17 protein-coding genes and 1 pseudogene are annotated in these 22,765 nt (G+C 66.8%); 12 read left to right on the top strand and 6 right to left on the bottom strand.

The features are described from left to right. Positions 1–144: 144 nt before the first annotated feature. Complete coding sequence (locus tag PKE80_RS12760; RefSeq protein ID WP_271182780.1) at positions 145–420, top strand: hypothetical protein; 276 nt, start codon at positions 145–147, stop codon at positions 418–420. Between the two features lie 4 nt (positions 421–424). On the opposite strand, the gene PKE80_RS12765 is transcribed toward PKE80_RS12760, so the two are convergent. Further along, the gene (locus tag PKE80_RS12765; protein WP_271182781.1) at positions 425–1,366 is read right to left on the bottom strand and encodes an alpha/beta fold hydrolase; all 942 of its coding nucleotides are present in this window, start codon (positions 1,364–1,366) and stop codon (positions 425–427) included. 202 nt (positions 1,367–1,568) lie between these two features. Between PKE80_RS12765 and PKE80_RS12770 the strand changes: the two are divergent. Together PKE80_RS12770 and PKE80_RS12775 are read left to right on the top strand one after the other, a co-directional pair. Next, positions 1,569–3,125, top strand: a pseudogene (locus PKE80_RS12770) (MASE1 domain-containing protein); the annotation flags it as partial. Then, the gene (locus PKE80_RS12775) at positions 3,022–3,357 is read left to right on the top strand and encodes a GGDEF domain-containing protein (RefSeq protein WP_271183147.1); all 336 of its coding nucleotides are present in this window, start codon (positions 3,022–3,024) and stop codon (positions 3,355–3,357) included. The pseudogene PKE80_RS12770 and the gene PKE80_RS12775, both read left to right, overlap by 104 nt. Before the next feature lie 6 nt (positions 3,358–3,363). Here the strand turns inward: PKE80_RS12775 and nhaA are convergent, their stop codons facing one another. The 3 genes from nhaA to PKE80_RS12790 form a co-directional block, all read right to left on the bottom strand. Further along, positions 3,364–4,542, bottom strand: coding sequence for a Na+/H+ antiporter NhaA (gene nhaA / locus PKE80_RS12780; protein ID WP_271182782.1), 1,179 nt, complete (start codon positions 4,540–4,542; stop codon positions 3,364–3,366). 273 nt (positions 4,543–4,815) lie between these two features. After that, positions 4,816–6,177, bottom strand: a complete 1,362-nt coding sequence (locus PKE80_RS12785) for a sensor histidine kinase (RefSeq protein ID WP_271182783.1) — start codon at positions 6,175–6,177, stop codon at positions 4,816–4,818. Beyond that, positions 6,174–6,860 carry a winged helix-turn-helix domain-containing protein gene (locus PKE80_RS12790; protein WP_271182784.1) on the bottom strand — a complete coding sequence of 229 codons (687 nt, stop codon included), beginning with the start codon at positions 6,858–6,860 and terminating at the stop codon, positions 6,174–6,176. Before PKE80_RS12790 ends, PKE80_RS12785 begins: the two co-directional genes overlap by 4 nt. Positions 6,861–7,016: 156 nt before the next feature. On the opposite strand from PKE80_RS12790, the gene PKE80_RS12795 reads away from it, so the two are divergent. The 6 genes from PKE80_RS12795 (at position 7,017) to PKE80_RS12820 (ending at position 14,883) form a co-directional block, all read left to right on the top strand. Then, positions 7,017–7,343, top strand: coding sequence for a hypothetical protein (locus PKE80_RS12795; RefSeq protein WP_008833323.1), 327 nt, complete (start codon positions 7,017–7,019; stop codon positions 7,341–7,343). A 139-nt stretch (positions 7,344–7,482) separates the two neighbouring features. Further along, complete coding sequence (locus tag PKE80_RS12800; RefSeq protein ID WP_008833322.1) at positions 7,483–7,938, top strand: DUF2147 domain-containing protein; 456 nt, start codon at positions 7,483–7,485, stop codon at positions 7,936–7,938. After that, positions 7,935–10,550: a bifunctional lysylphosphatidylglycerol flippase/synthetase MprF gene (gene mprF / locus PKE80_RS12805; RefSeq protein WP_271182785.1), complete on the top strand. Its 2,616-nt coding sequence runs from the start codon at positions 7,935–7,937 to the stop codon at positions 10,548–10,550. The genes PKE80_RS12800 and mprF overlap by 4 nt, the downstream gene beginning before the upstream one ends. Then, positions 10,547–11,278, top strand: coding sequence for an AcvB/VirJ family lysyl-phosphatidylglycerol hydrolase (locus PKE80_RS12810; RefSeq protein ID WP_271182786.1), 732 nt, complete (start codon positions 10,547–10,549; stop codon positions 11,276–11,278). The genes mprF and PKE80_RS12810 overlap by 4 nt, the downstream gene beginning before the upstream one ends. Next, positions 11,275–11,439 carry a hypothetical protein gene (locus PKE80_RS12815; RefSeq protein ID WP_155986210.1) on the top strand — a complete coding sequence of 55 codons (165 nt, stop codon included), beginning with the start codon at positions 11,275–11,277 and terminating at the stop codon, positions 11,437–11,439. The genes PKE80_RS12810 and PKE80_RS12815 overlap by 4 nt, the downstream gene beginning before the upstream one ends. Positions 11,440–11,574: 135 nt before the next feature. Next, positions 11,575–14,883: a trifunctional glycoside hydrolase family 18/polysaccharide deacetylase/glycosyltransferase family 2 protein gene (locus tag PKE80_RS12820; RefSeq protein ID WP_271182787.1), complete on the top strand. Its 3,309-nt coding sequence runs from the start codon at positions 11,575–11,577 to the stop codon at positions 14,881–14,883. 3 nt (positions 14,884–14,886) lie between these two features. On the opposite strand, the gene PKE80_RS12825 is transcribed toward PKE80_RS12820, so the two are convergent. Then, positions 14,887–15,954, bottom strand: coding sequence for an oxidoreductase (locus PKE80_RS12825; protein ID WP_271182788.1), 1,068 nt, complete (start codon positions 15,952–15,954; stop codon positions 14,887–14,889). A 547-nt stretch (positions 15,955–16,501) separates the two neighbouring features. Between PKE80_RS12825 and PKE80_RS12830 the strand changes: the two genes are divergently transcribed. From PKE80_RS12830 to rutA, 3 genes are all read left to right on the top strand, one after another. Then, on the top strand, positions 16,502–18,637 hold the full coding sequence (locus tag PKE80_RS12830; RefSeq protein WP_271182789.1) for a TonB-dependent receptor: 2,136 nt from the start codon (positions 16,502–16,504) through the stop codon (positions 18,635–18,637). A 139-nt stretch (positions 18,638–18,776) separates the two neighbouring features. Then, a complete protein-coding gene (locus PKE80_RS12835) occupies positions 18,777–20,144 on the top strand; it encodes an amidase (protein ID WP_271182790.1) in 1,368 nt (455 codons plus the stop codon). Positions 20,145–20,169: 25 nt separating this feature from the next. After that, positions 20,170–21,252 carry a pyrimidine utilization protein A gene (gene rutA, locus PKE80_RS12840; RefSeq protein WP_271182791.1) on the top strand — a complete coding sequence of 361 codons (1,083 nt, stop codon included), beginning with the start codon at positions 20,170–20,172 and terminating at the stop codon, positions 21,250–21,252. Positions 21,253–21,479: 227 nt separating this feature from the next. On the opposite strand, the gene PKE80_RS12845 is transcribed toward rutA, so the two are convergent. Continuing rightward, complete coding sequence (locus tag PKE80_RS12845) at positions 21,480–22,691, bottom strand: MFS transporter (protein ID WP_271182792.1); 1,212 nt, start codon at positions 22,689–22,691, stop codon at positions 21,480–21,482. Positions 22,692–22,765: the final 74 nt, after the last annotated feature.

The following is a 22,765-nucleotide window of genomic DNA, read 5'->3' on the forward strand; positions in this document are numbered from 1 at the left end:
TGCAGATCGTTGCGATGAAAAGGGAAATGGATACAGGCCATGAGCGGCTTGCGTTGAGCGGCCAAATCCCCGATTATGCTGCGATGCAAAAATGGTCGCCGGTGCAAAGAGCAAAGTGAAATGAGTGATCCGCGTTTGACAATAATGGAAGCGATCACGACGCGCAGGTTCGTGGAAGCGCGTTATAATGGTGCCGTGATCCGGCTCGCGCCCCATCTCATGTTCGAGCGCAGGGGCGACCTGTTCATCTGCGCGCTCAATCCGGAAAAGGCTATTCGCAGCGACGAGGAGCCGAAGCTCGGCCAGTTCAAGCTGGCCGGACTGGCCGATGCCACGTTGACTTCGGAGAGCTTCGAGCTTCTGCCCTCGTTCGAAGGCAGCGTCCCGCGCGAAGAAGACGTGGCGATCCTCTCCGCCTGACCACTCAGGCGATCGAACGGAGGAAATCGGCGATCGCGGCTGACCACTGCTCGGGCTGCTGGTCGACGATGTCGATCCCGCCGCCCTGCAGTTCCACCAGCTTGAAGTCGGGGCGCATCTCCTTGGCCTTCAGGGCCGACTGGTAGAGCATGTCGCCGGTGTTGGTCAGCAACAGTGTGGGCTGGCGGATCTTCATCAGCGGCGCTTCCTGCCGATAGGTCAGGCCCGCATTGTGGCCGTACCAGTAGGCACCCCGCTGGAACGCGAGCATCGCCTGAACGACGTAATCGCTGATGCGCTCCGGCCCGATCGTGCCCATCGCATAGCGTTCGCGCGCTTCAGCCAACTGGTTCATGTGCGCGGCATGAGGCAGCGCACGGAACGCCCGCTCGCGCCCGCCGATGTCGGCGATTAGGGCGGCCCGCTGCTCGTCGGGGATAAAGAGCGGACCGCAGATGACGTTGGCGGTGACACGCTCGGGGAACTGGATCGCCACCTCGTTGGTCACCAGCGCCCCAGTGTGATGGCCGACGATGGCCGCGCGTCGGATGCCGAGTGCGTCGAGCACGGCCGGAACCACCACTGCATAGTCGCTGACCTTGGGTTCGAAAGGCGGTCGGTCAGAAAGGCCGAAGCCGGGCAGATCGATCGCTATGGGGCGAAAGCCATGAGCAACCAGCGGTGCGAAGACGCGGTCGAACTGGTTGGCGGTCATCACCGCCTGGTGCAGCAGGACCAGCGGGCGTCCCTTCCCGGCATCCAGATAATGGATCTGGCCGTAGGGACCATCCACGTAGGCCCGGCGCATCTTAACATCGTTCGCGACAGTGGCCCTGGCGACCGGAGACCCGTCCGCTGCCATGGCAGGATGCGAAGCCATCGAGGCCGCCACCGCGCCCGTGCCCATCAATTGCATCGCCCGGCGACGCCCCAGCAACTCGTCCACGCAGATCTCCTGGCCCAACCCCGAGACGATCCCGGCGCCCGATGTCCTTGTCTGCCTTGCCTGTCGTCAAAGCTCCCGCGCCATCTGCGGTTTTCACCGCTCTTCGGCGAAAGGCGGTACACCGTGCTACACGTGCGAGCGCTGACGCCTGTGATGCCTACGTATTTACCGCGAATAAACCATGTTTCATTAGGCGAAGGTGATGGGTCACGAGTCGTATCGTCGCAACAGGTGGTATCCGGGTGAGGTGCTTGGCACCGCGCTCGCATACTTCGCGTGTGCGTCGCTAGCGCTCGTGCTGACCCGTTTCGACGGCGGCATCGCGGTGGTCTGGCTGGCGGGGTCGGTGCTGTTCGCCCGGCTCCAGGTCACGCCGCACAGGCGCTGGGCGCCACTGGCGTTCGTCTGCACGCCGCTGGCCATCTGTGCCTCCCAACTGTTCGGGTTCAAGGGACTGACCGGGGTTGGCCTGCCGCTGCTCTGCATCATCGAGGCGGTCGGCGCCGCGTGGCTTATGCGGAGGGTGTTTCCCCGGTTCGGTCGCTTCCAGTCGGTAGCGGAAGTGACGGCGTTCATCGTCGTCTGCGGGATCATGGTGCCCGCCGTTACGGCGCTTCTCGCAGCGGTCATGACCAGTGCGGTGCGTGACATCGGCTTCTGGTCGGCCTGGCGGGACTGGTATGCCGGGCATGCGCTGGGCTTCGTCGTCTTCGCGCCGCCGCTGCTGCTGTTCTTGCGTGGCGATGTCGCGCACTGGACGCGCACGGCGGGAACGCGCGTGCGCAAGCGGACGTTCGGACTGCTTGGCCTGGTCCTGCTCGCCTCGTTGGTGACATTCGGACAAAGCAGGATTCCCCTTGTCGTCGTCCCGTTCCTGCCGATGATCGCCGCGACGTTCAGGCTCGGCCGGTTCGGCGCGGTATCCTCCATCGTGATCGTGATCCTGGTGGGCCTTGGCTGTTCGCTGGCAGGGCTGGGGCCGACGGCGCTGCTTGCTGGCGGAATGGCGCTCAAGCTGCAGGTACTGCAGATCTATTTTGCGTCCATCGTCCTGCTGCTCCTGCCGCTTGCAGCGGAACTCTACGCGCGGCGGCGGATCGTCGAGCGCCTGCATGCCGCCGAAGCGTTGCACCGCCTTGTCCTCGACCGCATGAGCGACGTGGTACTGCGCGCCGGGATCGACGGCACGGTGCGCTACGCATCACCTTCGGTGGAGCGTGTCACCGGCTACCCGGCTATCGAACTTGGGGGACGGCCGCTGTTCAACCTCATCGTGCCGGACGATCTACCAATGGTGCTCGATACGCGCCGGGTGGTGCTGGCCGCGCCGGAGGAAAGTGCCATCGTCGAGTATCGCGTCATCCAGAAGAGCGGCGCGATCATATGGGTTGAGAGCCATGTGCGTGCGATGGTCGATGCCGACGGGAATGTCTCGGGCACCGTCAGTATCATCCGCGAGGTCACAGAGCGACGCCATATCGTCGAGGCTCTCAAGCAAAAGGCGATGACCGATCCGCTGACGGGCGCCTGCAATCGCCGTGCATTCGACGATGCGCTCGCCGCGCTGGTCGCATCTCCACCCATCGGGGCGGAAGCGGGCTGCCTCGCTGTCTTCGACCTCGACCATTTCAAGCGGATCAACGACGAATACGGCCATGCCGCCGGCGACGCGGTGCTGGTTCGTTTCGTGGCCATCGTCCGGGCCGCGGTGCGTGAGGGGGATCTCGTCGCGCGGCTTGGCGGCGAGGAATTCGCGGTGTTGCTGGCCGGGCTTTCAGTTGAGCGGGCGCAACAGGTGTGCGAGCGCATTCGCCTGCGCCTTGGCGCGGGGGGGGGTGGAAACATCGTCGGGAAGCGTCATCGCCGCGACCGTGAGCGTCGGCATCGCTCCATTGTCGGTCGACAGCGATCCGGAGCGGATCGTTGCGGCCGCCGACATAGCGTTATATCGCGCGAAGCGGAGCGGGCGCAACCAGTCGGCTGCCGCCTGAGGCCCATTACCGGGCCGGGGATTCCCTGTCCGCAAATCTCAACAAGCCATAGCCCAGCAGACCGGACAGTAGGGATCCCGCAAGGATGCCGAGCTTCGCCTCGGACTGCAGCGCGGGCGCGTCGGGGAAGGCCAGAAGCGCGATGAACAGGCTCATGGTGAAGCCGATCCCGCACAACATGGCGACGCCCAGCATCTGCAGCCGGCTGGCATGGGCGGGCGCGTCTGCGAGACCGAGCCGCATGGCGATCATCGAGAGGCCGAACACGCCCACGGGCTTGCCGATCAACAGCCCGACCGTCACACCCAGCGTCACCGGCGCGACCAGTGTTTCGGCAGGCAGGCCCAGCACCGGCACGCCCGCATTGGCGAGGGCGAAGAGCGGCACGATGAGGAAGCCGGCAGGGACATGAAGCGCATGCTCCAGCCGGTGCAGCGGGCTGGTCGCGTCTCCGTCCGGATGGCTCGGCGTCACGTCCATCGGGATCGTCAGGGCAAGCGCGACACCCGCCAGCGTCGCATGGATGCCGGAACGGTAGGTTAGCACCCACAGCACGGCCCCCAGCAGCAGGTAGGGCAGGAGATGGCGCACCTTCATCCGGTTCAGGGCGATCAGGACGCCGAGCACGAGCGCTGCCCCCGCAAGGTCGGTCACCGAGATCGATGCGGTGTAGAACAGCGCGATGATGATCACCGCGCCAAGGTCGTCGATGATCGCCAGCGCGGCCAGGAACACCCGAAGCGAGGCGGGCACCCGCTTGCCGAGCAGCGAGATCACGCCCAGCGCGAAGGCGATGTCGGTGGCGGCGGCAATGGCCCAGCCCTTCGCCGTGTCGCCGGTGTTGAAGGCGTAGAACAGCAGTGCGGGCGCCGCCATGCCGCCCAGCGCGGCGATGCCGGGCAGCACCCGGCGCGACCACGACGAGAGCTGGCCGTCGAGCATCTCGCGCTTGATCTCCAGCCCGACCAGTAGAAAGAATATCGCCATCAGCCCGTCGTTGATCCAGTGCGCCAGCGATAGTGGGCCGAGATGGGCGTGCAGCATCGCCTCATACCCGTGCGCCAGCGGCGAATTGGCGAGGACCAGGGCGATCGCGGCCATCGCCATCAGGAACAGGCCGGCGGATGACTGGCCGTCGAGAAACTGGCGAAGGGCACTGGGGGTCTTGAGGTGGGAGAGGACCATGCGGGGCTCCGGGCTTGGGGGCAAGTGCACCGGCGGCCCGACCGGCACTGCGAAACCTGCTTGCCGGGATCGGCGAGCACCCGCCGGTAGCTATTGCAGCCTTGGCGCGGTGCCGCAACCGGAACCGGGCATAGGAATGCTACGGCCCCGCACCCGATCCCGTCATTCCCGCGAAGGCGGGAACCCATCTGATGCCGGTGCACCCTGCGATGTCGGGAGATGGGTCCCCGCTTTTGCGGGGATGACGGCGATGGAATGGCGGATAATGGTGCTTCAGGCGCGCGGGGGCGGCTCTACCAGCCTGATCCGCACCGCCAGCCCCGGCGCGGCGTCGCGCAAGTCCACCGTGCCGCCGTGGAGGTGCGCCACCGCCTGCACCAGCGAGAGGCCTAGGCCCGCGCCCCAGCCGCCGCGCGCTTCGTCCAGCCGGGTGAACCGGCGCAGCGCCTGCTCGCGGCGCTCGGGCGCAATGCCGGGGCCTTCGTCGGCCACGACGACCGCCGCGCCGTCCGCCTCTGGCACCAGAGACAGGGTGATTGTGCCAGCCCCGTACTTGAGTGTATTGTCGAGGAGATTGCCCAGCGCCTGATCGAGCAACTGGCGATGGACCCGCATGTGCAGCGCGGCCGGGGCGACGACCACGATCGCGCGGCCCTGATCCTCGACCATGGGCGCATAGATTTCCGCCACCGTCTCCAGCAGTTCGGACAAGTCGGCGTCGGCCAGGCTCTCGCGGCCCATGCCCGCTTCGGCGCGGGTGATCGACAGGGCGGTCTCGACGATCGCCATCAGGCGTTCGCTTTCGGTCAGGGCCTGATCGACGAAGGGCTGGGCGAGGGGGTCCTCGACGTGCTGCGCCGCCCGGTCGAGCGCGGCGCGCATCCGCGTCAGGGGCGATTTCAGGTCGTGGGCGAGGGCGTCGGTGGCCAGCTTCAGCTCGTCATTGAGCGCGGCCATGCGGTCGAGCGCCTGGTTCACCTCGCTGCCTAGCAGTGCGAAGGCGTCGCCGGTGTCGTCTGCCGGTACACGGCGGGAGAGGCGACCTTCGCGCACGTCGCGCAAGGTGGCGACGCTCGCGCGCAGACGGTTGAGGATCAGTCGCGTCGAGACGTAGGCGGCGAAGGCCGCGAAAACCACGGAGAGCGCCAGCGCGATCATCGAGGTGCGTTCGAGCAGGGCCAGCACCTGCCGTTCCGTCTCCACCACCGTTCCGGTGACCAGGATCGAACCGTCCCGCAGGCGGACCGACTGGATCAGCATCGCCTCCGGCGCGGTATGGCCGGAGCGCGGCAGCTTCTCCAGCGCATAAGGCGTGCCGGGTGTGAGGTCGGGCGGCAAGCTATCGAGATTGCCGGTCAAGCGAGTGCCGTCCGGGTTGGCGAGGAAGAGCACACTCGCCCGCTCGATCCGGCGCGAAACTTTGGCGTCGATGGCGCGGGAGATCGCCGGTTCGCCGCCCTCGTTATAGGCGTCGAGCAGGTCGTCGCGCAGGGTCACGGCGACGGCCACGGCGTCCGCATGGCTCTGCGATCGCAGCAGCAGCGCCGGGCCGAGCAGCAGTACCGCAGCCGCGACGATCTGGAACAGGAAGACGAGCGCGGCGAAACGGAACGTCGTCGAGTGCCAGATTTTCACGGTTCGGCGCCGATGCGATAGCCCGCGCCGCGCACGGTATGGAGCAGGCGGCGCGCCTCGCCCTCGTCGATCTTCTTGCGCAGGCGGCTGAGGTGGACGTCGACGACATTGGTGCCGGGGTCGAAGTGGTAATCCCACACGCCTTCGAGCAGCATCGTGCGGGTCACCACCTGATCGGCATGGCGCAGCAGGAATTCGAGCAGTCGGAATTCGCGCGGCTGCAGTTCGATGACTCGCTCGCCCCGGCGCACGCGGCGGGCAAGGAGGTCCATTTCCAGATCGTCGCAGCGCAGCACCGTTTCCGCCACGGCGGCAGGTGCGCCGCGTCGGATCAGCAGCCGGATGCGGGCGAGCAGTTCGGCGAAGGCGAAAGGCTTCACCAGATAGTCGTCGCAACCGTTGGTGAGGCCCTTGATGCGGTCCTCGGGCGATCCGAGCGCGGAGAGGATGATCACCGGCGTATCCAGCCCCGCCCCGCGCAGGGCCGCCAGCACCGCCATCCCGTCCAGCCCCGGCAGCATCCGGTCGAGCACGATGCACGCATATCCGCCGTCCGTGCCCAGAAACAGGCCGTCGCGCCCGTTGGCGGCGCGGTCTACCGTGAAGCCCGCCTCGTCGAGGCCCTTGGCGATGAAGTCGGCGGTGTCGGCATCGTCCTCGACGAGCAGGATCTTCTGGCTCAACGCGCCTTCCTCACACTTGCGGTCCTTCCGTTGTGAGCCGTGTGGTCCTTCGGCGCGATGGGGAGCGGATTAACTTTCGCTCATGTTCCCTCCAGCCGGGGGAGGCTCCGCGCATCGTATGCACCTTGGGCGCGCCACGACAAGAGTTGAGACCACATGGATACCGACACTGCCATCCTCGACGAGCGGACCTGCCGCCTGATCTGCCCGATCGCCTCGGGCATGGTGGGGGTCTGCATGACCGGCATCGGGCTGCTGCGCGTGGCGGTGTCGGTGCGAGGACATGAGACGATCGCCGACGATCTGCTCTCGGTCGATGCGCTGCTGTTCCTGCTGGCGACGCTGGCCTCTTACTTCGCGCTGAGGGTGCAGTCCTCGACACGGCTGCACGGACTGGAGCGGGTGGCGGATGCGGCGTTCATCCTGGCGATGTCGCTGCTGACGGTGGCGTGTTTCGTGATCACGTATTCGCTCGGGGGCTAGGCTTTTCCTGATTTCACCCACTTCGCTCATGCTGAGCTTGCCGAAGCATGGGAGGCGCAGCGCCACGTCTCGGGGCCTTCGACAAGCTCAGGCTGAGCGGGATGGGAGGGTGGCGCAGCGCCCAGATTGCCGATTGTTCATGTTGTGGCGAGCGTCCGGCAATCCGGCCGAGCGCACAAACGGCACCATGTTGCTGAGAACCGCCCTTTTTCTCTCGCTCCTCGCCGTGCCGCTCGGTGCGCGCGCGGCTACGCCCGTCGAGGGCGTCTGGCTCAACCCGTCCGGTAGCGTCGCCGTGCGTACCGGTTCCTGCGGGCCAGGCCTGTGCGGACGCGTGGTCTGGGCCAGCGGCCAGGCGAAGGCCGACGCGCAGGACAGCGGGATCGCGTCGCTGATCGGCACCGAACTGCTGCAGGACTACCGCCCCGAGGGCCGCATCTGGCGCGGCACCGTCTTCGTTCCCGACATGGGGCGCCGCTTCGATTCCCGGATCGAGCCTCTCTCGGCCGACCGGCTGAAGATCAGCGGGTGCATCCTTGGCGGCTTTTTCTGCCGCTCGCAGGTATGGACCCGCATCGCGCAGGTGCCGGCATGACCGCGCCGCTTGCTTTCCTCTCGCGCTATCGAAAGCTGGTGGAGGCGGGCGCGGTGCTGGCGGTGATCGCCCTCGGCTTCGTCGCGCTGAATACGCTGACGCACGAAATCCGCTACTCGCAGGTGCGCGCGGCCGTCCATGCGCTTGACGCCGGTCAGATCGCGCTGAGTCTCATGCTGACCGCTGCCAGCTATTTCGCGCTGACATTCTACGATTTCCTAGCGCTCAAGACGATCGGGCACCCGCTGCCGTGGAGCACCGCAGCGCTGGCGTCGTTCACCAGCTATACGCTCAGCCACAACCTCGGGCTTTCGCTGCTGACGGGCGGGTCGGCGCGCTATCGCATCTACGTTGGTGCCGGGCTCGACGGGCCGGAGGTCGCCAAGGTGGTGATGCTGGCGGCCGGCAACTTCTGGGCGGGCGTGCTGGCCGTCGCGGGCGCGGCGATGCTGGTCCATGATGGCGGCCTTGACTTCGGAGCGGTGATACTGACGCCGCAGGCCGCGCATGCGCTCGGCGCGGCGATGCTGGCTCTGCTGGGCGCGCTGGGCTTCGCGGCTGCGCGGGCGAAGCAGTTGAGGTTGCCGGGAATCCGCCTGCCGCTGCCTTCCGCGCGTGAGATCGCGGCGCAAGTCGGCGTCAGTGTCGCCGACATCGCCTGCGCGGGCGCGGCGCTTTTCGTACTGCTGCCGGGCGCCGACCCGGCGCAGCTGCCGGTCTTCGTCCTGGCCTATGCATTGGGCATCGTCGTGGCGCTGGTGACGCATGTGCCGGGCGGCCTCGGCGTGTTCGAGGCGGTGGTCCTCGCCGTGGCGCCGGGGGACCGGGCGCACCTTTTCGCGGGGCTGATCGTCTATCGGCTCGTCTATTATCTCCTCCCGCTGGCACTGGCGGCGTTGCTGCTGGCCTGGCGCGAGGGTGCCCGCAGCCGCCGCGTGGCGCGCCTTGTCGGCGGGGTGCAGAGCGTCGCCACCGGCCTTTCGCCGCTGCTGCTGGCAAGCGCGACGTTCCTTGGCGGCGGCATGCTGTTGCTGTCGGGCTCGCTGCCTGCCGTCCACGCACGCATGGGACTGCTGGCCGACGTCATGCCGCTGCCCGTCATTGAGGCGAGCCATATCGCCGCCAGCCTCGTCGGCACCGCGCTGCTGCTGCTGGCGCCGGGACTCTACCGCCGGCTCGACGGCGCCTGCCTTGCCGCGCGGCTGCTGCTGGTGGCGGGCGCGGTGTTCTCGCTGGCCAAGGGCATCGACTATGAGGAGGCGCTGGCCTGCCTTGCGCTGGCCGCGCTGCTGCAAATGACGCGCCGGGCCTTCTACCGCCGCACCGCGCTGACCGAGACGCCGCTCACCGCGGGCTGGATAGCGGCGGTGGTGATGGCGGCGGGACTGGCGCTTTGGGCGGGCCTCTTCGCCTATCGCCATGTACCCTACAACGACGACCTGTGGTGGAAGTTCGCTCTGCGTGCCGATGCCCCGCGTTACTTGCGCGCGGCGCTGGCCTCGTCGGTGTTGCTGGCGGGGTTCGCGGTCTGGAGGCTTTGCGCGCCCGGCAGCGCGCGCGGCGACGCGCAGGTGATGGAGGATGCCCCGGCGATCCGCGCGATCCTCGCCACCAGTCCGCGCACCGAGGCGATGCTGGCGCTGACCGGAGACAAGCGGTTCCTCGTCTCCCAGGCGGGGGATGCCTTCGTCATGTACCAGGTCAAGGGCAGCAGCTGGGTCGTCATGGGTGATCCGGTCGGCAACGAGGGATCGTGGGGTGAACTCCTCTGGACCCTGCGCGACATGTCGCACCGGCGACAGGGACGGCTGGTGCTCTACGAGATTTCGCCCGCCACGCTCGACCTTGCCATCGGCATGGGCCTGCAGATCGTGAAGTATGGGGAGGAGGCGGTGGTCGATCTCACCACGTTCGAACTGGAAACTCCCCAGCTGCGCTCGGTACGCAAGTCGGAGCGCACCGCCGCTCGCGCGGGCGCGCGGCTGCGGGTGGTTCCGGCAGCGGCGGTGCCGGTGATCCTCGACGAACTGGAGGCGATCTCCGACGAATGGATGACGGCCAAGGGCCAGCGCGAGAAGGGCTTCAGTCTCGGCGCCTTCGACCGCGAATACCTGAGCAACTTCGACATGGCGCTGGTCATGGTGGAGGACCGCATCGTCGCCTTCGCCAACCTGTGGTGCACGCAGGACCACACCGAAGCCTCGGTCGACCTCATGCGCCAGCGCGAGGACGCGCCGCGCGGGACGATGGATTTCCTGTTCACCAACCTGCTGCTCTGGTCAAAGGCGCGCGGATACAAGCGCTTCACGCTGGGCATGGTGCCGCTGTCGGGGATCGAGGGTGGCCCGCTCGCGCCCGCATGGGCCAAGGCGGCGGCGCTGGTGTTCCGCCATGGCGAGCGCTTCTACGGCTTTCGCGGCCTGCGCGGCTACAAAGAGAAGTTCGCCCCCCGCTGGGAACCGCGCTACGTAGCCGGGCCGCACGGCATCGGGCTGATCCAGGGGCTGCACGACGTATCGCGCCTGATCGGCGGCGGGGGAGGGGGGGAACTTGTCCGCCCGATCGCACCAGTGCCCGCCATCACCTCCGAGGCAAGGATGCTGATCGCATGAGCCGCGTTCGCACTCGCCTTGCCATTGGGCTGTTTGCACTGGCTGCGTTGGGTCTCACTGCGCTGGCCGCTCCGATGCTTGGCCTGCTCGGCACCGAGCCCATCGTGATGTTCCCGGCCGCCGAGCCACATCCGCGCGTGGCGGCGGTCTTCCTGTCCGGAGACATGGGCTTCCACTTCGGCATGGGCGAGAAAGTCGCCGCCGCCGTTGCCGCCAAGGGCGTCCCGGTGATCGGAGTCGCGTCCCCGGTTGTCTTCGCCACGCGCCGCACCCGGGCCGAGGCGGACGCAGTCGTCGCAGGCGCGGTGCGCCTCGCCCTGGCGCGTACGGGAGCAAGCCGGGTGGTGCTGATGGGCCAGTCCTACGGCGCGGACATCCTTGCCACCACGGCGCCGGACTTGCCGCCGAATCTGCGTGCCCGGATCCTTGCCATCGACCTCACGGTACCTGCGCACGACGTCTACTTCCGTGCCGATCCGGTGGGCCTTGCCTACCTCGGCAAGCCGGACGCCCACCCGTTACTGGCGATGCGCGGGGTCGACTGGGCGCCGGTGGTCTGCGTCTACGGGCTGGAAGAGAAGGGCAGCCTGTGCCCCTCTCTCGCAGGCCGCGCGCGGGTCATCGGTCTGAGCGGCGACCATTATCTCGGCCACGATGCGCCGCGCCTGATCGCCACGACTTTTCGTGCGCTCGATGAAGTCGCGCCCGAAGCGGGGTTGCAGCCATGAGCGGGACTTTGAGCGATTGCCATGCCGAGCGTCACGTCGCCTCGCGCAAGTTCACGGTCGATTCCTCGGGGGTGCAGAACTGCCGCTGCAAGGTCTGCGGCTGCGACCTCAGGCGGCTTCCCGCCATGCGCCGCTGGTTCCGCTCCGGGATGATGGGGTAGCCCTCGACCGTCATTGCGAGCGTAGCGAAGCAATGACGGTCGAACATGACGAAAATTTAAGGCGCCGATCAGGTCCCGAACACTGCGCGGGGCCTATCGCCCGCTCACATTCCTTACCCCCGGACACCTGACGTCATGAGCAAGCCCATCTTCTACGACCCCACCGGCCGCCGCAGCCGCTGGGCGCGCGGTGTCCTCGCCGCGTTGCTGGTCATCGTGCTGCTGGGCGCGGCGGCTTTCGCGACCACGCTCGTCGCGGTGCCCGCCCAGCAGGAACTGGAACTGCCGACGCCGCGTCTCAAGCCCTCGACCCTGCACGGATCGCCGCTGAAGCATGCGCTGAAGTCCTGGCTGCCGCGCGGTCGCAAGGGGCCGGGGCAGAAGCCGCTCAGCATAGGTTTCTACCTGCCGGGCAACGACGCCAGCTTCCTTTCGCTGGTCCATCACGGCAACGACCTCGACTGGGTGGTGCCCGCGCTGATCAACATCGCCGGGCCGCAGCATCAGGTGACGGTCGAGCCCGACGCCCGCTTTGACCGGCTGGTCGCGGGCCAATCGCACCACTTCAAGGTGCTGCCGATGGTCCAGAACGTCGCCTCCGACGGCTGGGATGGTGCCGGAACCGCCGCGCTGCTGCATGACCCCGCCCAGCGCCTCGCACTTGCCAAGCGCCTCGCCGGAGCAGTCGCGCAAGGACGCTACGCCGGGCTGGTGATGGATCTTGAGGCACTGCCTACGCGCGCCATGCCCGATTACCTCGCCTTCCTGCGCAGCCTGCATGCAGCGTTGCCCAAGGGCACCTCGCTGGCCGTCACCACTCCCGCCGACGACGAGGGTGGCTGGCCGCTCGAGGCTCTCGCCAAGGCTACCGACAAGGTCATCTTCATGGCCTACGACCAGCACTGGGAGGGCGGCACGCCCGGCCCGATCGCCGCGCAGGACTGGTTCGTCCACGAAGTGCAGGGGGCTCTGAGGCGCATCGGCCCCGACCACCTCGTCGTCGCTCTGGGCAGCTACGCCTACGACTGGCACGGCGACCAGACCGACGCGCTCGCCATCGAGGACGCCTGGCTGGCCGCGCATGACAGCGCCGCGAAGATTTCCTTCGATCCCGCCAGCGGCAATGCAGGCTTCGCCTACGACGACGAACAGACCCACCACACGATCTGGATGCTCGACGCGGCTACCAGCTGGAACGAGTTGTCGGCGCTGAAGCGCCTCGGCATCGGCGACATGGCGCTGTGGCGGCTCGGCACCGAGGATTCCGGCTTCTGGAACGACCTCGACGCCTTCCGCAAGGGTGGCACTCCGGACCTCTCGACCCCGCGCGCGCTCAGCAGCGCCGACATCGAGGGCTCAGGTGAAATCCTGCGTATCACCGCCACCCCGCGCGACGGCCAGCGCGCCGTACGCGCCGACCACAACGGTATGATCCGCGAGGAAACCTACGCCGCGCTGCCGACGCCCTACGTCGTCCAGCGCTCTGGCGGCACGGACCCCAAGCGCATTGCACTGACCTTCGACGACGGCCCTGACCCCACGTGGACGCCCCGCATCCTGCGCGAACTGGAGGCGGCGCACGTGCCCGCGACGTTCTTCGTGATCGGCGAGAACGCGCTGGGCAGCCCCGGCCTGCTCAAGCGCATCGTTGCCGACGGCGACGAACTGGGCAATCACACGTATACCCACCCGAACCTCGCCAACGCCGGGCCGCGCCAGACCCGGCTGGAGCTGAACGCCACGCAGCGACTGGTCGAAGCCTATACCGGCCGCAGCATGACGCTGTTCCGCGCGCCCTACTTCGGAGACGCCGAGCCGACGACGCCTGACGAACTCGGTCCCGCGCTGGCCGCGCAGGAGGCCGGCTATACGGTCGTCGGCCTCCACGTCGATCCCAACGACTGGCAGCGCCCGGGCGAGGACGAGATCGTCGACCAGGTGCTCCAGCAAGTGCACTCCGCGACGCCCCAGAACGCCACCAACGTCGTCCTGCTGCATGACGGCGGCGGCGACCGCGCCCAGACCGTCGCCGCGCTGCCCCGTATCATCAGCGCGCTGAAGTCCGAGGGATATACCTTCGTCACCGCATCGCAGCTCGTCGGCATTCCGCAGGCGCGGGCGATGCCCGCCATCTCGACCACCGATCTTGCCGCCGTGCGCGTGGACGTTGCCGCCTTCGTGGCACTGATGACGGTCGCGGCGGTGCTGGCCTGGGTGTTCTACCTCGCGATATCGCTCGGCATCGCGCGCGCGGTGATCATGGCCGCGCTCGCCTGGTATCAGAGCCGCCGCAAGCGCGCCGAACCGCCGCATTTCGAGCCTGCCGTCTCGGTTATCATCCCCGCCTACAACGAGGAGCGAGTCATCGCCGCATCGGTGGCGCGGGTGCTCGCCTCCGACTACCCCGCGCTGCAGGTCATCGTCGCCGACGACGGATCGAAGGACGGCACGAGCGAGATCGTGCGGTCGGTCTTCGGCGACGACCCGCGCGTGACGCTTTTGACGCTGCAGAACGGCGGCAAGGCCAGCGCCCTCAACCGCGCACTGCTGCAGGCGACCGGCGAGATCGTCATCGCCCTCGACGCCGACACTCAGTTCGAGCCCGAGACGATCCGCCGCCTCGCCCGCTGGTTCGCGGACCCGCAGCTCGGCGCCGTCGCGGGCGATGCGCGGGTCGGCAACCGGGTGAACCTCGTCACCCGCTGGCAGGCGGTCGAGTATATCACCGCGCAGAACCTCGAACGCCGTGCACTGGCCGGGTTCGACGCGATGACCGTGGTGCCGGGCGCGGTCGGCGCATGGCGGCGCGCGGCGCTGGACTCGGTCGGCGGCTATCCGGAGGACACGCTCGCCGAGGACCAGGACCTCACCATCGCCATCCAGCGGGCGGGCTGGCGCGTCACTTACGACCCGCGCGCCGTCGCCTGGACCGAGGCGCCCGAGAGCTTCACCGCGCTGGCCAAGCAGCGCTTCCGCTGGGCTTTCGGCACCCTGCAGTGCCTGTGGAAGCACCGCGCGGTGATCCGCACTCGCAAGCCTGCCGGGCTCGGCCTTGTCGGACTGCCGCAGGCGTGGCTGTTCCAGATCGCCTTCGCCGCGATCTCGCCGCTGATCGACCTGGCGCTGGTGGTCTCGATCATCGGCACCGCGCTGCGGGTCTCGGCCCATGGCTGGGCGCAGACCAGCGGGGACGTCGGCATGATGGGCGCCTACTGGATCGCCTTCACCGCGATCGACGTGCTTTGCGGATGGATCGCCTATCGCCTCGACGGCGGACGGGCGCGCTACCCGGCGCACCTGCTGGTGGCGCAGCGACTGGTATACCGCCAGATCATGTACTGGGTCGTCATCCGCGCGATCGCCTCTGCGGTGGCCGGGTGGGTCGTGGGCTGGGGCAAGCTGGAGCGTACCGGTTCCGTCTCGGCCCAGCTTGCCGCAGGATGATGCTTACCAGGCGGCGCGTTCTTCTGGCGTGAGCGGTAGCGGCATCGAGCGCCCCTCCCGTGCGGAGGCGGCACCGGCTTCCAGCACGGCCATCACCGCGAGTGCTTCGATCGGGCGCACCGGCGGCGGTGCATCGCCCGCCAGTGCGGCAGCGACGGCGGTGTAGAACCCGCGCTGGTCGCCGGGCATGGCGGGGATGGAGCGGGGCTCGCCGGAGCCGCCATAGAAAGCGAGGGCGTCGGTATCCTCACCCCAGCCAGGCGTCCCGGGTCGCATTCCGGCGAGGAGCTGCGCCTCCTGTCCATCCGCACGGAGCTTGACCGCGCTGCCGCCCGTGCCATGAACGATGAAGCGCGCCGATCCACCCGCAACTAGCATGGCTGCGTGGATTACGACGCGCCGCTCGCCATAATCCAGGATCGCGTGCGCCCAGTCGTCCACTTGCGCACCGTCGCGATGGATGGCGAGGCTGGCAGTGATACGGTCGGGTAGCCCAAACAGGACCAGCGCCTGATCGACCATGTGCGGGCCGAGGTCGAACCAGATGCCGGCTCCTGGCACTGCATGCTCGCGCCAGCGATCGCGGACCTGCGGACGAAAGCGATCGATGCGCGATTCGAAATGCGTGACACGGCCGAGCAGGCCGCTTTCAATGGCATGGTGCACGGTGAGAAAGTCACTGTCCCAGCGCCGGTTGTGGAAAACCTGAAGGTGGCGGCCGGAAGCCCGCGCCAAAGCCACCAGCCCGCGCGCCTCCGCGAGATCAAGGGCAAACGGTTTGTCGACCACGACGTGGCGCCCGGCTTCCAGCGCCATGCGAGCAAGGGGAGCATGCGTGTCGTTGGGCGTTGCGATGACGACGACGTCGATCGCATCGTCCTGGATCAACGCTTCGGGCGTGCGATGGATACTCACCCCGGGATAGTCCGCGTGGACCTTGCCTGCATCCCGCGACGCTACGGCGTGGAGCGATAGTCCCTCGCACGCGCCGATGAGCGGAGCATGGAAGGTCTTACCGGCAAAACCGTAACCCAGCAGGCCGACGCGAATGGGGCGGGTGGGGATGTTCATGGCCTGGTCCTTCGAATTGCATGACCTCGGCATTTATGGAGTCCACGGAGGCAATCAACCATGTGCAGGCATGTATGACAATGGTAACGTTTACATTATTGTGTTGGAAGCTAGCGCTCGCCCGCAGGCTGTGAACCGGCCACCCCACCGATGCTCCAATTTTTCCGGCTAAAGCTCAAGAATAGCCGGAATGTGCCGGTTTGGTACGGGTTCGAGGTGTCTCAGACCAAGTCTCATACCTTTGGTCACCGGGTACGTTTCGGGTTACGATAGCGCAGGATGCGGCTGTTGGATCGCAAGATGGTGATGATGGCCGAACCAACGTCTTCTCAAGGCTTTTCCGGCCGATAACCTTCCATGATGCAAGTGTTCGGCATCAAAAATGAAAACGTTATCCTTCCGATAAATCATAAAAACTCGTTATAAAACAATTATTTGATGAAACTTCCGTTCTGACCGCAAAATGACCGGCTTGCATTCATCAGCGAATCGGTCATTGTAATGAAAACGTCAATCATTCCAGAACGGGTCACAGGGAGTTCCAGTCTTGCTCAAGCGTCTAACGTTCACTGCCAGCGCGCTTTCCATCGCAGCGGCTTTCGTCCAGCCTGCATTCGCCCAGGACGCCGGCCCGGATTCTGCGGCCGCAGCCGATACCGCCTCGGAAGGGCTTGGCGACATCGTCGTCACCGCGACCAAGCGTGAGACCAGCGCGCAGAGCACCCCGATCGCGATGACCGTCGCAACCGGCGAGGAACTCTCCAAGGCGGGCGTCGCCGACGTCAACGCGATCTCCAACATCGCGCCGACCGTCAACATCGCCCAGAACAACGCCAACACCATGATCACCATCCGCGGCGTGTCGAGCCGCGACTACTCGGAAACGGGTGATCCGGCAGTCGCCGTCTCGGTCGACAATTTCTACCTGCAGCGCGGCTTCGCGCTCAACGCGGCGATGTTCGACGTCGAGCGCATCGAAGTCCTGCGCGGCCCGCAGGGCACGCTTTACGGCCGCAACGCCACGGCGGGCGCAGTCAACATCGCTACGATCAAGCCGACCGACGACTGGAAGCTCGATGCCGCTGCCGAGATCGGTAACTACGGCACCCTCAACTTCGACGTCGGCGCGACCGTCCCGGTCAGCGACACCCTGAGCTTCCGCTTCGCCGGCACGCGCAAGACTCACGAAGGCTACCGTGACAATCCGGGCCTGAAGGACGGCGACGACGGCAACGTGACCGGCGGCCGCGTCCACGCGCTGTGGACCCCGACCAGCCGTCTCTCGATCCTCGTGACCGGCGAGATGACCCGCGTGGACGGCGTCGGTGCGGTGTCCAAGGGCATCCCCTATGCCGACGTCAACGACGACGGCTCGCTGGACATCGGTTCCTCGAAGAAGTTCGAGCTGAACAACCAGGGCTATACGCATATCCGCACCAAGGCCGTGCGCACCGCGATCTCCTACGACATGGACTTCGCGACGCTCAGCTTCTTCGGCGGCTACCAGAAGTCCACCCTGAACCGTGACAACGACCAGGACGGCGGCACGACGTACACTTACGGTTTCCAGCAGAACGAGGGCGTCAAGGACCAGAACTACGAACTGCGCCTCAGCTCGAACAACAAGACCGGCTTCACCTGGCAGGTCGGCGGCTACTTCTTCAAGGAAACCGACGCGCTCGACACCTTCTTCCAGGTGCATGGCGATGCGGGTACGACGCCGTTCAACTTCTACACCTTCGACTACGACGTCGGCAGCAAGTCCAAGGCGGTCTTCGCGCAGGTCGCCTACGACCTGACCGACCAACTGAAGGCCGAAGCGGGTATCCGCTACACCAAGGACAACAAGTCCCAGGTCGGTTACAACGACATTGCCGGTACGTATTCGACGCTGGACAACCACTATTCGGGCGACCAGATCACCTGGCACTTCGGCCTGAACTACCAGGCGACGCCGGACAACCTGATATACGCCAAGGTCGACAAGGGCTACAAGGCGGGCGGTTACACGACCAACAACTCGTTCGGCCCCGAGACGATCATCGCCTACGAAGTCGGCACCAAGAACCGCTTCTTCAACAATGCCCTTCAGGTCAACCTGAGCGCGTTTCTGTACGACTATTCGGATCTGCAGACCCAGCAGGAAGATCCGGAAACCGCGCTGGTCTACACCCTCAACGCCGGCAAGGCGCGCGTGAAGGGTGCGGAGTTGGAGACGATGTGGCTGGTCACGCCCGACACCAAGATCGACGCCAACGTCGCATGGCTCGACGCCAAGTACACCGACTTCTGCGAAGTGACCGCGGACACCTGCCCGGCCGCGTCCGACTTGTCGGGCAACCGTCTGGTGCAGGCACCCGAGTGGACGCTTTCGGCGGGCATCCAGCACGACTTCCACCTGCTGGGCGGCACGCTGACCCCGCGCGTCCAGACGCGTTACCAGACCAAGACCTACTTCACCTTCTACAACACCGCTGCCGAGCAGATGGGCGCGTACTGGAAGAGCGACGCGCAGATCACCTATACGCCGGACAACGGCCCGTTCTCGATCACCGCATATGTGCGCAACATCGAGAACAAGACGATCCTCACCGCCAATGCCGAGGCCGGCTACGCGGGCGGATACCTGCTGCAGTTTGCTCCGCCGCGCACTTACGGCGCGCGTCTGAGCTACTCGTTCTAAACGGAACTGCGGGATGGTCCTTCTCTCCTCCGGACTGTCCCGCGCTCCCTCCCACCCTGCGCGAGCGCAAGCGCGAAGGGTGGGAGGCCCCTTTTTCCCATCCGCCTCGAAACACGCGATCCTCGCGGACAGGACAGCCATGCCTCACGATCTCGTCGAACTTGCCGAAGCGATCGCCAGCGGAGTCCTGAGCGCCGTCGATGCGGTCACCGACGCACTGGAGCGCGCCGAGGACTGGCGGGGGCTCAATGCCTTCGTCGCGATCGAGGCCGAGGCCGCGCTCGACCAGGCACGGGCCTGCGATGAACAGCGCAGGCGCGGATCGCTGCGCGGGCCGCTCCACGGCGTGCCGCTGGCGCACAAGGACATGTTCTTCCGTGCCGGTATTCCCACCGAGGCGGGCTCGAAGATCTGGCGCGGCCACGTCCCCGCCGAGACATCACCGCTGATGGCCCGGTTGGCTGCGGCGGGCGCTATCACCATCGGCCGCCTCCACATGGCCGAATTCGCGATGGGGCCGACAGGGCACAACGCGCATCTCGGCCGCTGCCGCAACCCGTGGAACGGCGAGGCGATCTCGGGAGGTTCGTCGTCAGGCTCGGGCGCGGCGGTCGGTGCGCGCATCGTCACCGGCGCGCTGGGATCGGATACCGGCGGTTCTGTCCGGCTTCCGGCCGCGTTCTGCGGCGTTGCGGGGCTCAAGCCGACCAACGGCCTGCTGCCCGACACCGCGATGATGCCGCTGTCTAAGACGCTCGACACCGCGGGGCCGCTCTCCACTTCCAGCCGCTCGCTCGCCCGCCTGATGGACGTTCTGGTGGACGGCGAATACGAGGCTGGCCTCATCGCCGACTGCTCGGGTCTGACGATCGGCGTGCCGACCAGCTACTTCACCGATGACCTTCACCCCGAAGTCGCCGCTGCCTTCGCGGCCGCGCGGCAGGTCTTCGCGGACCTCGGCGCGAAAGTCGTCGATGTCGCCATTCCCGACCACTCCGGCTATCCCGCGATCGCCGCCGAGATATGGGCTCCCGAAGCCGCCGCCTTCCACGCGCGCCATCTGGCGGAGCGGGCGGAAGACTTCGGCGATCAGGTGCGCAACCGCCTGCTGGCGGGCGCGGCGGTCTCGCCGGATGTCTATCTCGCCGCGCTCGGCCGCCGTAAATCCGCGCAGTCCGACATGCTGCGCGGCCCGTTCGCCAAGGTCGACCTGCTGCTCACCCCCGCCGCGCGCTTCCCGGTGCCCATGGCCGAAGAGGTCGGCGCGACCGGCGGCGATGCGATGCAGGCGATGGTCGCGGAGCTATCCGCGCTGACCCGCACGATCTCGATGCTTGGCTTCCCGGCGCTCGTCACGCCGATGGGCTTCGATGCGCGCGGGCTGCCGCTGGCGCTGCAACTCGTCGGCGCTCCGAATTCCGAACAATGCTTGCTGCGTGGAGGGTTTGCCTATGAACAGGCGACTTCCTGGCTCGCGCGCGTACCGTCTCCGCCTCCTCTCCCTTAAACTTCCCTCTCCCAGGAGCACTGCAATGGATATTGGTCTGTTCATTCCCATCGGCAACAACGGTTGGCTGATTTCCGAGAACGCTCCGCAGTACAAACCCAGCTTCGAAATGAACAAGAAGCTGGTCCAGACGGCCGAAGGCTATGGCTTCGACTTCGCGCTGTCGATGATCAAGCTACGTGGCTTCGGCGGCAAGACCGAGTTCTGGGATTACAACCTGGAAAGTTTCACGCTGATGAGCGCGCTTGCGGCCGTCACCAGCAAGATCAAGCTGTTCGCCTCGACGGCTATTCTGACCCTGCCGCCCGCGATGGTCGCGCGCATGGCCGTGACGATCGACAGCGTCGCGCCGGGCCGCTTCGGCGTCAACGTCGTCACCGGCTGGGCCAAGGGTGAATACGAGCAGATGGGCATGTGGCCGGGCGACGCCTACTTCGGCCACCGCTACGACTACGCCAGCGAATACGTGCAGGTGATGAAGGACCTGTGGGCCGACGGCAAGTCGGACTTCAAGGGTGAGCACTTCCAGATGGAAGACTGCCACATGCAGCCCAGGCCCAGCACCGGCAAGATCGAGATCGTCGGCGCGGGCCAGTCGGCGCGCGGGATGGAGTTCGTCTCCAACTACGGCGACTACAACTTCGTCACGGCGGGCGGCCTCAACAAGCCGACCAAGCATGCGCCGACCGTCGAGGCGCTGGTCGAAGCGGCCGCGAAGACCGGCCGTGACGTGGGCGCCTACATCCTGTGCATGGTGATCGCCGACGAGACCGACGAGAAGGCCATGGCCAAGTGGCAGTCCTACCGCGAAGGCGCCGACGTCGATGCGCTGGCGTGGATGAGCGATCAGGGCGCTGCCGACAAGACCGCAGGCGAGGGCTCGACCGCGCGTCACATCAACCTGCCCGAAGGCGCGGTGAACCTCGGTATCGGCACCTTCGTCGGTTCTTACGAGACCGTCGCCAAGCTGCTCGACGAAGCCGCTTCGGTGCCCGGCACCAAGGGCATCATGCTGACCTTCGACGACTTCGAGCAGGGCCTCGTGAACTTCGGCGAGAAGGTGCAGCCGCTGATGGCCTGCCGCCAGGATCGCCTCGTCGCGGCCTGATCTACGCTACCCTGACGGCCCGGTCTCTCTCTCCATCGGGTCGTCCAATACCCTCGGCCGGTCACGCACCCCGCGTGACCGGCTTTTTTTCGCGGTGAGGTTCTGCTGCGACCCTTCGACAAGCTCAGGGTGAGCGGATGTAGCGTAAGGGTTGGGCAGGCGGGGGCGTAAACCTCTCAAGCCCGCTCAGGCTGAGCTTGTCGAAGCCCCCGCAGCAAGGCGCTTCATCAGGCGCGGGAAGCCATCGCCGCCCGCCCCGCCAGCAGCGCGCCAAGACCCGCAACCCAGCTCACCAGCAGGAAGCTCGTCCCGTAATCGCCGGTAAAGCCGTAGATCGTCGCCATCGCCGCCGGGCCGATCATCACGCCGATGAAAGTATAGACCAGCGACCCGCCGATCACCCGGCCTGCGTCCTCGGGCGCGCAGTGATGCGTGCATTCGGCCATGACGACGCCGTTCCAACCGCTCATGCAGAAGCCGAACAGGCACAGCACGCCGATCGCGACCACCGCAGGCAATGCGTCGATCCGCCACAGCGCGATCATGCAGGCCATCGAGACCACGCCGATCACCGCCAGCACCGTGAACCCGCCGAAGCGGTCGCCCAGCCCGCCCCACGACACGCGGCCCAGCGCTCCGCAGGCCTGCACGCCCCCGGCGACAAGGCCCGCCGCGACCATCGACCAGTGATGCTCGACCAGCATGATCACCGCGAAGGCCGACAGCGAGAGCTGGATCGAGGAATAGAGCATCCCCAGCATCGCCAGCACCCGCAGCGGTGCCTTGCCCCAGACGAGGCGCTGCTCATAGACGAAGCCGCGCCAGACCGAGATCGTGACAGGCGCCGCTGGTCGCTCCGGCCCGCCCTTGAGCGCCAGAACCCCGATCATCGCGAAGCAGGGCACCGCGCCGAGCACGAAAGTCGTACGCCAGCCCAGCCATCCTGCGAGCGCCGGGATCAGCAGCGCCGCCACCACGCCGCCGATCGGCACGCCAGCCTGCTTGATCGAGAAGATCAGCGAGCGCCGGTGCGGCGGCGTCACCGCGCCCAGTATCTGCGCCGAGGCCGGGTTCTGCAGCCCATAGCCCACGCCGATCACCATCGAGGCCAGCAGGGCCAGCCACGGGCTCGCGCTCGTCAGCAAGAGCAGCGCGGTGCCGAAGCAGGCGAGGGCAAGCTGCTCCACCTGCACCGGCCCGCGATGCTGGATGAGTGTTCCCGCCATGGCAGAGGCGAACGTGCCCGCCGCGTAGATCACGCTGATCTGGTAGCCCACGTAATGCGGTGCCAGCCCGAACTCGTCCGCGACGAGCGGGGCGATGCCGGTCAGCGCCAGCGCCGTCATCGTCGACAGGATCTGGATCGTCGTCGTCGTCGCCAGCACCGAGGCGATCGAGGGCGCCTTTGCGGGCGGGCTATGCGTGGCTGCGGAGGTCATTGCTGCATTGCATAATGTAATGCTTTACACGATCCAAGAGGGAAGTCACAATCGTGAGATATGGCGCTATGGCG

Origin of the sequence: Novosphingobium resinovorum (genome assembly GCF_027922145.1) — a bacterium.
Lineage (GTDB): Bacteria > Pseudomonadota > Alphaproteobacteria > Sphingomonadales > Sphingomonadaceae > Novosphingobium > Novosphingobium resinovorum.